The sequence below is a fragment of the Mycobacterium sp. SP-6446 genome (genome assembly GCF_001954045.1).
Taxonomy (GTDB): domain Bacteria; phylum Actinomycetota; class Actinomycetes; order Mycobacteriales; family Mycobacteriaceae; genus Mycobacterium.
In genome coordinates this window covers 1-10,144 of the sequence record NZ_MBEM01000148.1, presented here as the reverse complement: position 1 = coordinate 10,144, position 10,144 = coordinate 1, and the positions used below count along the sequence as shown (strand labels likewise).

Annotated in this window: 10 protein-coding genes, 3 tRNA genes and 2 pseudogenes; 10 read left to right on the top strand and 5 right to left on the bottom strand. The window is 67.7% G+C overall.

All coding sequences use genetic code 11. The features are described 5' to 3' along the window. Both A5736_RS13825 and A5736_RS13820 read left to right on the top strand, forming a co-directional pair. Window positions 1–255 (top strand): annotated as a pseudogene (locus A5736_RS13825) (MCE family protein); the annotation flags it as partial. Window positions 256–343: 88 nt separating this feature from the next. Then, complete coding sequence (locus tag A5736_RS13820) at window positions 344–697, top strand: VOC family protein (protein WP_076246809.1); 354 nt, start codon at window positions 344–346, stop codon at window positions 695–697. Between the two features lie 9 nt (window positions 698–706). On the opposite strand, the gene A5736_RS13815 is transcribed toward A5736_RS13820, so the two are convergent. Continuing rightward, window positions 707–779, bottom strand: a tRNA-Arg gene (locus A5736_RS13815). A gap of 32 nt (window positions 780–811) precedes the next feature. Then, a tRNA-Ser gene (locus A5736_RS13810) sits at window positions 812–900 on the bottom strand. Between the two features lie 89 nt (window positions 901–989). On the opposite strand from A5736_RS13810, the gene A5736_RS13805 reads away from it, so the two are divergent. Together A5736_RS13805 and A5736_RS13800 are read left to right on the top strand one after the other, a co-directional pair. Continuing rightward, window positions 990–2,063 (top strand): pyridoxal phosphate-dependent aminotransferase, encoded by a 1,074-nt coding sequence (locus A5736_RS13805; RefSeq protein WP_076246808.1) that lies wholly within the window; start codon window positions 990–992, stop codon window positions 2,061–2,063. 3 nt (window positions 2,064–2,066) lie between these two features. Continuing rightward, window positions 2,067–2,528 (top strand): DUF4334 domain-containing protein, encoded by a 462-nt coding sequence (locus A5736_RS13800; protein ID WP_076246806.1) that lies wholly within the window; start codon window positions 2,067–2,069, stop codon window positions 2,526–2,528. A gap of 46 nt (window positions 2,529–2,574) precedes the next feature. Here A5736_RS13800 and A5736_RS13795 read toward each other — a convergent pair whose 3' ends face one another. Beyond that, the gene (locus A5736_RS13795; protein WP_175611270.1) at window positions 2,575–3,159 is read right to left on the bottom strand and encodes a TIGR03086 family metal-binding protein; all 585 of its coding nucleotides are present in this window, start codon (window positions 3,157–3,159) and stop codon (window positions 2,575–2,577) included. Between the two features lie 23 nt (window positions 3,160–3,182). Between A5736_RS13795 and A5736_RS13790 the strand changes: the two genes are divergently transcribed. The 4 genes from A5736_RS13790 to A5736_RS13775 are packed head-to-tail and all read left to right on the top strand — an operon-like array spanning window position 3,183 to window position 6,616. Next, the gene (locus A5736_RS13790; RefSeq protein ID WP_076246803.1) at window positions 3,183–4,007 is read left to right on the top strand and encodes a crotonase/enoyl-CoA hydratase family protein; all 825 of its coding nucleotides are present in this window, start codon (window positions 3,183–3,185) and stop codon (window positions 4,005–4,007) included. Window positions 4,008–4,009: 2 nt separating this feature from the next. Beyond that, a complete protein-coding gene (gene lipE / locus A5736_RS13785; protein ID WP_076246801.1) occupies window positions 4,010–5,245 on the top strand; it encodes a lipase LipE in 1,236 nt (411 codons plus the stop codon). Window positions 5,246–5,274: 29 nt separating this feature from the next. Further along, entirely contained in the window at window positions 5,275–5,463 is a 189-nt protein-coding gene (locus A5736_RS13780) for a hypothetical protein (protein ID WP_076063472.1), read from the top strand. A gap of 40 nt (window positions 5,464–5,503) precedes the next feature. Continuing rightward, complete coding sequence (locus A5736_RS13775; protein ID WP_076246800.1) at window positions 5,504–6,616, top strand: hypothetical protein; 1,113 nt, start codon at window positions 5,504–5,506, stop codon at window positions 6,614–6,616. Window positions 6,617–6,620: 4 nt separating this feature from the next. Here the strand turns inward: A5736_RS13775 and A5736_RS13770 are convergent. Continuing rightward, window positions 6,621–6,707, bottom strand: a tRNA-Ser gene (locus A5736_RS13770). 37 nt (window positions 6,708–6,744) lie between these two features. Between A5736_RS13770 and A5736_RS13765 the strand changes: the two genes are divergently transcribed. Beyond that, complete coding sequence (locus tag A5736_RS13765) at window positions 6,745–7,716, top strand: NAD(P)H-quinone oxidoreductase (RefSeq protein ID WP_076127518.1); 972 nt, start codon at window positions 6,745–6,747, stop codon at window positions 7,714–7,716. A 90-nt stretch (window positions 7,717–7,806) separates the two neighbouring features. On the opposite strand, the gene A5736_RS13760 is transcribed toward A5736_RS13765, so the two are convergent. After that, on the bottom strand, window positions 7,807–9,003 hold the full coding sequence (locus A5736_RS13760; protein WP_076246798.1) for a cysteine desulfurase-like protein: 1,197 nt from the start codon (window positions 9,001–9,003) through the stop codon (window positions 7,807–7,809). Window positions 9,004–9,123: 120 nt separating this feature from the next. Here A5736_RS13760 and A5736_RS13755 point away from each other — a divergent pair. Then, a pseudogene (locus A5736_RS13755) lies at window positions 9,124–9,786 on the top strand (DUF6541 family protein); the annotation flags it as partial. Window positions 9,787–10,144 lie beyond the last annotated feature (358 nt).

Below are 10,144 nucleotides of genomic sequence, written 5' to 3'. Positions count from 1 at the left end.
CTGGCCGGGCTGGTCGGCGGGGCGCCGAACCCCTACACCTGGCCGGAAAACCTGCCGCGGGTGAACGCCCGCGGTGGGCCGGGGGGTGCGCCCGGCTGTTGGCAGAAGATCACCCGTCACTTGTGGCCCGCGCCCGAATTGGTGATGGACACCGGCAACAGCATCGCGCCCTACAACCACATCGACACCGGTTCGCCTTATGCGATGGAGTACGTGTGGGGCCGTCAGGTCGGCGACAACACGATCAACCCGTAAGCACCGGTTAGCAGCGAACCGCGCGCGATGAGTTTGGGCACACTGCCAGGTCGGTCTCTTAGAGAACCAACCGAAGGGAGTTGTGTGCATGTCCATCGAGCATGTCTTGGCCGTTGTTCCGGTGACCGACTTGGAGAGGAGTCGACGCTGGTACGAATCACTATTTGGAAGGGAACCCGATAACAATCCAATGCCGAATCTCGTTGAGTGGCAGGTAGTTCCGGGTGGATGGGTGCAGGTGTTCGTCGACGAGGAACGCGCTGGCTCGACCTTGGTCAACTTCGCTGTCGAGGATCTGGAAGCCGAAATCGATGAGTTGAAACATCGGGGTCATCAGCCAGGCGAAATTGTCGACGCAAACAAGGGGGTGCGGTTGTCGACGATTACCGACCCTGATTCGAACACGATTCGGCTTATTGGCGGCTTCCGGGTCCGATACTGACCCGTTGAGCGCGCCCGAAGGGATTCGAACCCCCAACCTTCTGATCCGTAGTCAGATGCTCTATCCGTTGAGCTACGGGCGCCTGTCTTCAGTTGTCTTGCCAAAACTTCTCAGCGGAGGCGAGAGGATTTGAACCTCCGGTCCCCTTGAAGGGGGACAACTCATTAGCAGTGAGCCCCATTCGGCCGCTCTGGCACGCCTCCATTGGACTTTCTGAGGTTACCCGACCCCTTCCCGGTGTCCCGGAACCGCCGGAGGCATAGCGTACACAGCGCCGACATATGCTGTCGAAGTGACTGCCCGCCTACGGCCGGAGCTGGCCGGGCTGCCAGTTTATGTTCCTGGTAAGACGGTGCCGGGCGCCATCAAACTGGCCAGCAACGAAACCGTTTACGGCCCGCTGCCCAGCGTGCGCGCGGCCATCGAGCGAGCCACCGACATCGTCAACCGCTATCCCGACAACGGCTGCGTCCAGCTCAAGGCCGCGCTGGCCGCGCACCTGGGTTCGGATTTCGCGCCAGAACACGTCGCCGTCGGATGCGGTTCGGTCAGCCTGTGCCAGCAACTCGTTCAAATCACCGCCGCGGCCGGCGACGAAGTCATCTACGGGTGGCGCAGCTTCGAGCTGTACCCGCCGCTGGTCCAGGTGTCCGGCGCGACCGCCATCCAGGTGCCGTTGACCGACCACACCTTCGACCTCTACGCCATGCTCGCCGCGGTCACCGAACGCACCCGGCTGATCTTCGTGTGCAACCCCAACAATCCGACGTCCACCGTCGTCGACCCGGACGCTTTGTCGCGATTCATTCAGGCCGTCCCGCCGCACATCCTGATCGCCATCGACGAGGCCTACGTCGAGTACATCCGCGACGGCATGGCGCCGGACAGCCTGGATCTGGTCCGGGCCCACAGCAATGTCGTTGTGCTGCGGACGTTTTCGAAGGCATACGGGCTGGCGGGTTTGCGCATCGGCTACGCGGTCGGCCACCCCGACCTGATCACAGCGCTCGACAAGGTCTACGTGCCGTTCACCGTGTCCAGCCTCGGGCAGGCCGCCGCCATCGCGTCGTTGGCCGCCGCCGACGAGTTGTTGGCGCGCACCGACGCGCTGGTCGCCGAACGCACGCGCGTGGCCGCGGCCTTGCGTGAGGCCGGCTTCACGCTGCCGCCGACCCAGGCCAACTTCGTCTGGCTGCCGCTGGGGCCCCGAACGTTGGATTTCGTCAAGCAGGCCGCCGACGCGCGCATCGTGGTCCGCCCGTACGGGACGGACGGCGTCCGGGTCACCATCGGGGCGCCGGAGGAGAACGACGCGCTGCTGCGATTCGCCCGCGAATGGATCACCCAAACCGAACCGGAGGAGTGAGCAATGACCTTGGCCCGCAAGAAGTTCACCGAGTTCAAGGAGCGCGGCGATCGGATCGCCGATGACGAGCTCGACGATTTCTGGGCGACCCTGGAGCCGGCGACGATCGACGGCATGATCGGCGAATGGAAGGGCGGCGAGTTCGTCACCGGGCACAAGATGAACGGCCAGCTGGAGAAGGCCGGTTGGTTCGGCAAGACGTTCACGTCGGCCAGTGACGTGCAGCCGCTGGTGTGCCTCGACGCCGACGGCAACAAGTTCTCGAACAAGGCGATGGGCAAGGGCGAGGCGAGCCTGTGGCTGGAGGACTTCCGCGGCGAGGTCACCGCGACGATGGTCTATGACGGCCAACCCGTGCACGACCACTTCAAGAAGATCGACGACGACGCGGTCATGGGCATCATGAACGGTAAGGGTGTGCTGGATGACGGCCGCTACTACTACTTCTACCTAGAGCGGGTGTAGGCCATTCGCCGAGCGTGCGTCTGGCCGCACGTTCGGCAGAGCGTACTTAGCGGGCCGGGTTGCGGCCGGTGAACGCGACCAGCCGCTCCAGGGCGCCGGCGTCTTCCGGCACGTCAACCGGGTCGTCGAATCCGGCGCTGCCGCGTAGCTCCGGCCTGATGACGCGGCGCGCCAACCCCAACACGTATTCGGCCAGCGGCTCGGGGGCGTCGACCGGCTGGCCGACCGCGACGGCGTAATCCCAAGCGTGGACCAGGAATTCGAGCGACAGGATGGCGCACGCGCCCTTGGCCGGCATTTCGCCGTTGCCGAACGGCACGGTGCCCTCCAGGCCGTGGCGATGCCAGGCATCGAGGGCGGGGCGGGCGGCGGCGACGAGCTGGCGTTCCACCGAATCGCTTTCGTCGCGCTCGGGGATCTCCGCACCCACCATGCCGCCGAGGGCGGTGATCGAGTTCAGCAGGTGCCCGGTCAGCTCCGAGACGTCGTACTCGGTGCACGGCGTCTGTCGCGACACGTCGTCGGCGGCAATGGTGTGAACAACTCGCTGCAGAACCGCGAGCGTGTCCTCGGCGCTGCGCAGCTCGTCAGTGGGCGGGGAATGCGGGCCGGGTCGCAAATCACTGGGCATATTTGCCACGCTACGGTCTCGATATGGGCGAAACATACGAATCCGTCACCGTCGAGACGAAAGACCACGTCGCTCAGGTGACATTGATCGGGCCGGGCAAGGGCAACGCGATGGGGCCCGCGTTCTGGTCGGAGATGCCGGAGGTGTTCGCGGCGCTGGACGCCGACCGTGACGTGCGGGCCATCGTCATCACCGGATCAGGCAAGAACTTCAGCTACGGCCTGGACCTGCCCGCGATGGGCGGATCGTTCGCTCCGCTGCTGGCGGACGGCGCGCTGGCCCGCCCGCGCGCGGATTTCCACGCCGAGATCCGGCGCATGCAGAACGCGATCACCGCCGTCGCCGACTGCCGCACCCCCACCATCGCGTCGGTGCACGGCTGGTGCATCGGCGGGGGCGTCGACCTCATTTCGGCGGTCGACATCCGCTACGCCAGCGCCGACGCCAAGTTCTCCGTGCGGGAGGTCAAGCTGGCCATCGTCGCCGACGTCGGCAGCCTCGCCCGCCTGCCGCTGATCTTGAACGACGGGCACCTGCGCGAACTCGCGCTCACCGGCAAGGACATCGACGCGGCCCGCGCGGAGAAGATCGGCCTGGTCAACGAGGTGTACGCGGACGCCGAGGCCACGCTGGCGGCCGCGCACGCGACCGCCGCCGAGATCGCCGCCAACCCGCCGTTGACCGTGCACGGCGTCAAGGACGTCCTCGACCAGCAACGCGTCGCGGCGGTGTCGGAGAGCCTGCGCTACGTCGCCGCCTGGAACGCGGCGTTCCTGCCCTCGAAGGATCTGACCGAAGGGATCTCGGCGACGTTCGCCAAGCGCCCGCCGCAGTTCACCGGGGAGTAAGAGTGACCCCGGACGGAAGGATCCGGGTCCCGGCCGACCTGGACGCCGTGACGACGATCGGCGACGAAGACCACTCGGGCGTCGGCGACGCCGCCGTGGAACGGATCTGGCGGGCCGCGCGTCACTGGTATCAGGCCGGCTTTCACCCCGCGGTCCAACTGTGCATCCGGCATCGCGGCCGCGTCGTCCTGAACCGCGCGATCGGTCACGGCTGGGGCAACGCACCCACCGACCCGCCCGACGCCGAGAAGATCGCCGCCACGACGGACACGCCGTTCTGCGTGTACTCGGCGGCCAAGGGCATCACCGCAACCGTGGTGCACATGCTCGTCGAGCAGGGCCATTTCTCGCTCGACGACCGCGTCTGCGAGTACCTCCCGAGCTACACCAGCCACGGCAAACACCGCACCACGATCCGGCACGTGCTGACCCACAGCGCGGGCGTCCCCTTCCCCACCGGGCCGCGGCCGGACCTGCGCCGCACCGACGACCACGAGTACGCCCAGGAGCAGCTCGCCAAGCTCAGGCCGCTGTATCGGCCGGGACTGGTGCACATCTACCACGCGCTGACCTGGGGTCCGCTGATGCGCGAGATCGTCTACGCCGCCACCGGCAAGGACATCCGCGAAATCCTGGCCGCCGAGATCCTCGACCCGCTGGGCTTCCGCTGGACCAACTTCGGCGTCGCCAAGCAGGACGTCGGTTTGGTAGCGCTCAGCCACGCAACCGGCAAGCCGCTGCCGGCGCCGGTCGCGGCGATCTTCCGCAAGGCGATCGGCGGAAGCGTGCACGAGATCATTCCGTACACCAATACCCCGGCGTTCTTGACCACCGTCGTCCCGTCCTCCAACACCATCTCGACCGCCAACGAGTTGTCACGCTTCGCCGAGATATGGCGCCGCGGCGGTGAACTCGACGGCGTGCGGATAATCAGCCCGGAGCGGATGTATGCCGCGGTGCAGGAGTGCCGGCGGCTGCGGCCGGATTTCGCGGTCGGTCTGCACCCGGCCCGTTGGGGCACGGGATTCATGCTGGGCACCAACAGGTTTGGGCCGTTCGGTCGCAATGCACCGGCCGCGTTCGGGAACCTCGGCCTGGCCAACATCGCGATCTGGGCCGACCCGCAGCGCGCGCTGGCCGCCGGCGTGATCAGCAGCGGCAAACCCGGCCGCGATCCCGAAGTTCGGCGCTACACCGCCCTGATGGACACCATCGCCGCCGAAATCCCGACCGGTTAGGCCCCGCCGCGGTGGGAACACTGCGGAACATGGCTACTTACCGTGTGCTGAACCCGACCGGAGAAGTCGTCGCGACGAAGGACATCGAAAGCGCCGGCGACGCGCACGCGTGGTTCGTCGACGCCAAGGCCGACAACTCCGAACTCGGCTGGCGAATGGAAGTCGAGCACGACGGCGATTGGCATTTCTTCGACGACTCCGAGGGCGAGGAGAGCTAAACCGGTTTTGCGCCGCACAGTTGCGGGCAACCAAATACGCATGCATTCCGACCGCTTCCGTCAGCTATTGGACAGTCCGGGGCCATTCGCGTCCGTCTACTTCGACGATTCGCACGACACCCACGACGCCGAGGCTCAGCTCGAGCTGAAGTGGCGCGCACTGCGCGAACAGCTCGAACAGCAGGGCGCCGACGCCGCGGTCACCGAGCAGATCGGACACGCGGTGATGGATCTGCGCGCGCCGATCGGGCGCAGCGGCCGCGCCGTGGTGGCCGACGCCACCGGCGTCGTGCTCAACGAGCACCTGGTGCGACCCACCGCCGAAACCGTCGTGCGCGTCTCCGAGTTGCCCTACATCGTCCCGATCATCGAGCTCGGCTACGAGGACCCGGACTACCTGTTGGTGGTCGTCGATCACGCCGGCGCGGACATCACCACCCACATCGACGGGACCCTGCGCTCCGAAACGGTCGACGGCGGTGGCTATCCCGTGCACAAAGCCGCCAGCGCCGAGACGGCGGGCTACGGCGATCCGCAATTGCGCAGCGACGAGGCCGCCCGAAAGAACGTGCGGGCAATCGCCGATCGGGTCAGCGAGATCGTCGACCACACCGGCGTCGACGCGATCTTCGTAGTGGGTGAGGTGCGGTCGCGTTCGGATCTGGCGGCGGCGCTGCCGGAGCGGATGCGGCCTACTCCGCTGCAAGTCGGCGCGCGCCACAGCGGCCACGACTTCGACGAAATCCAACGCGCGATCGAAGCCGAGTTCGCCAAGCGGCAGTTGAACGTGATCGACGATGCCGCACAGCGTTTCACCGCCGAGGTGGGCCGGCAATCGGGGCTGGCCGCGGAGGGGCTGGGCGCCGTGTGCTCGGCGCTGCGTCAGGGAGCCGTCGACACCATGATCATCGGCGACATCGACGACGCGACGGTGGTTGCCGACGAAGCGCTGACCGCCGTCGCCCCGAACGCCGACGTGCTGTCCGAGCAGGGCGCCGCTCCCGCGAAGACGCTGCGGGCCGACGAGGCGCTGCCGCTGTTGGCGATTTCCGTTGGGGCGTCGCTGGTTCGCACCGACGAGCGCATCGCCCCGGCCGACGGCATCGGAGCGGTGCTTCGCTACGCGCCGACACTGCACGAATCCGCCCGCTGACCCGCGGTGGCGGAGGGATTTGAACCCCCGGACGGGTTTAGCCGTCTCTCGCTTTCAAGGCGAGTGCATTAGGCCGCTCTGCCACGCCACCGCTGATAAGGGTAGCCGGGGTCGGTAGCGTGGCCCGCATGCGCGCAATCGTCGCTGAATCCGCCGACAAACTGCACTGGCAAGAAGTGCCCGACGCGTCCGCCGGCCCCGGCGAGGTACTGGTCAAGGTCACCGCGGCCGGCGTCAACCGGGCCGACGTGCTGCAGGCCGCGGGTAAGTACCCGCCGCCGCCCGGGGCCAGCGAGATCATCGGCATGGAGGTGTCCGGCGTCGTCTCGGAAGTCGGCGCCGATGTCACGGAATGGTCTGTTGGACAAGAGGTTTGCGCGTTGCTGGCCGGCGGCGGCTACGCCGAATACGTCGCCGTTCCGGCCGGTCAGGTGATGCCGATCCCAAAGGGTGTTGACCTGGTTGACGCCGCCGGGCTGCCCGAGGTGGCGTGCACGGTGTGGTCCAACCTCGTGATGATCGCTCACCTCGGTGCGGGCCAGCTGCTGCTGATGCACGGCGGGGCCAGCGGCATCGGAACGCACGCGATCCAGGTCGCGCGGGCACTGGGCGCGCACGTCGCCGTCACGGCCGGGTCCGCGGAGAAGCTCGATTTCTGTCGTGGCCTGGGCGCCGAGATCACCATCAACTACCGCGACGAGGACTTTGTGGCGCGGCTGCGCGAGGAGACCGACGGCGCCGACGTGATCTTCGACATCATGGGCGCCGCCTACCTGGACCGCAATATCGACGCCCTGGCCACCGACGGACAGCTGGTCATCATCGGCATGCAGGGCGGGGTGAAGGGCGAGCTCAACATCGGCAAGCTCCTGATGAAGCGGGCCCGGGTCATCGGCACCACGCTGCGGGCCCGCCCGGTAAGCGGCCCGAACAGCAAGACCGAGATCGTGCAGGCGGTGACGGCCTCGGTGTGGCCGATGATCGCCGAGGGCCGGGTCCGGCCGATCATCGGCGCGCGCATGCCCATCGAGCGGGCCGGTGACGCGCACCAAGAGCTGGTATCGAGCAAGGTGACCGGAAAGATCGTGCTGACGGTCTGACGAGCGAGCCGTCGAGTGTGCGCCCAGGGCTCCCGCTGTGCAGGGTGGGCGCCGTCACTGCACACTCAACGCAAAGGGAGGGCCTAGCCCTTAGCCCAGCGACGCCAGGGCCCGTACCAGCTGATCGACCTCGGCCATCGTCGAGTAGTGCGCCAGCCCCACCGTCACGGCGCCGCCAACCTCGTTGGCGCCCAGCGCTTCGAGCACGCGCGAATTCTCATTGGACACCGCGAGGATTCCGTTGTCCGCCAAGCGCTGCACCACCCGCTCGGCGGGCACGCCGTGCAGCGCGAAACTGACCACCGGTATCCGCGACTCCGGCCGGCCGATCAGCATCATCAACGGCAACGACCGCAGCGACACCATCAGGTAGTCGAAGATGCGGTTCAGATACGAGGTTGCCGACTGCATCGACATCGACAGGCGCTCGCGCCGGGTGCCGCGAGCCGACTCGTCGAGCGCCGCGAGGTACTCGATGCTGGCGACCACGCCGCCGAGCAGACCGAACTGATGCGCGCCGACCTCGAGCCGCGCCGGGCCGGTGGCGTGGGGGTCGGTCGAGACCGAGCCGAAGGTGTGGATCAGCGCCGGATCGCGGAACACGAGCGCCCCGATCGGCGGCCCGCCCCACCCGACGGCGTTGACCGCCACCACGTCGGCCTCGGTTTCCCTGACGTCGAGCAGCCGGTACGGCGCGGCGGCGGAATGGTCGAGTACAACCAGCCCACCGACGTCGTGGATCAGCTTGGTCATCGCCCGCAGATCGGTGACCGTGCCCAGCGTTCCCGATGCCGACGTCACGGCGACCAGCCTGGTGGACTTGCCGATCAGGCCCTCCCACTGCCACGTCGGCAGCTCACCGGTCTCGATGTCCACCTCGGCCCACTTCACCTTGGCGCCGTAGCGGTGCGCCGCGCGCAGCCACGGGGCGATGTTCGCCTCGTCGTCGAGGCGGCTGACGATCACCTCGTAGCCGAGCCCGGCCCGCGACGACGACGCTTCGGCCAGCGAGGACAACAGGATCGCGCGATCGGCGCCGAGGACGACGCCCGCCGGGTCGGCGTTGAGCAGATCGGCCACCGCGGCGCGCGCGGCCTCCAGGACGGCGGCGCTGCGCTGCGCCGAGGGATGCGCACCCACGGTGCTGGCGGCCGACCTCCGGAAGGCCGTGGAGACGGTCGTCGCAACGGAATCGGGAATCAGCATTCCGGCCGGCGCGTCGAAGTGCACCCATCCGTCACCCAGCGACGGATGTAGTCCGCGCACTCGGGCGACGTCGTAAGCCATGCCAGCCACCTTAGAGCTTCCGCATTTCCGCGAAATTGTGACGGTAGCGGGTGGCCGAGAGGCGTTCCAGCCGAACGGCGGCTTGGCGAGCCAGGTCACCCGGGCAGCCATACTAGTCGAGTGGGGCTCTGGATCGGAACGCTGCTCGCACTGTTCTTGCTGATCACGCCCGGGACGATCGTCGCACGCATCACTCAGCTAACTTGGCCGGTCGCTATCGCGGTGGGTCCGGCACTGACATACGGCGTTGTAGCGGTGGCGATAATCCCCTTCGGCGCGCTCGGAATCCCTTGGAACGGTTGGACTGCGCTCGCCGCGCTGGTTGTCGTGTGCCTCGTGATGACGGGTTTGCAGCTGCTACTCGCTCGCTACCGCGACACCGAGGCCGAGGCGCGCGCCGTCCGCGGCTGGCCGGCGTTGACGGTGGCCGCCGGCGTGCTGCTGGGCGCCCTGCTGGTCATGTGGGCGGCCCACCGCGGCCTGGCCGCGCACTGGCAGACCATCCCCAGCACCTGGGACGCCGTCTGGCATGCCAACGAGGTGCGCTACATGCTCGACACCGGCCAGGCGTCGTCCACCCACATGGGAGAGCTGCGCAACGTCGAGACACACCAGGCGCTGTATTACCCGTCGGTGTTCCACGCCCTGACCGCGGTGTTCTGCCAGCTCACCGGCGCGGCACCGACCACGGGCTACACCCTGAACTCGGTGGCGGCCTCGGTCTGGCTGTTTCCGACCAGCGCGGCGATGCTGGCCTGGCATCTGCTTCGGCCGCGCACCGGATGCCACCAGACGTCCAACAGCCACCACGCCAACAGGAACAGGATCACGATGAACCCGCCCGTTAGATGCACCGACAGGACGCCCACCAGCGCCAGCACCGCCGTCGGGATGCGGTCGCGGTGCCGCAGCGTCGAGGTGATCAGGACGAACGTCGGGATCGCGACCCCGTAGGCGGCCAGGTTGGGCATCGCGGCGACACCGAACTCGACGTAGGGCACCGAGGTGAACGACGCCGACAACGCGGCCGCCGTCGCCGAAACCCCCGCGGTGCGCCAGATGGTGGTGCGCGGCCGAAGCAGATGCCAGGCCAGCATCGCCGCGCTGGTCGGAAACAGCCAGACCGAGGCCGCCACCGAGT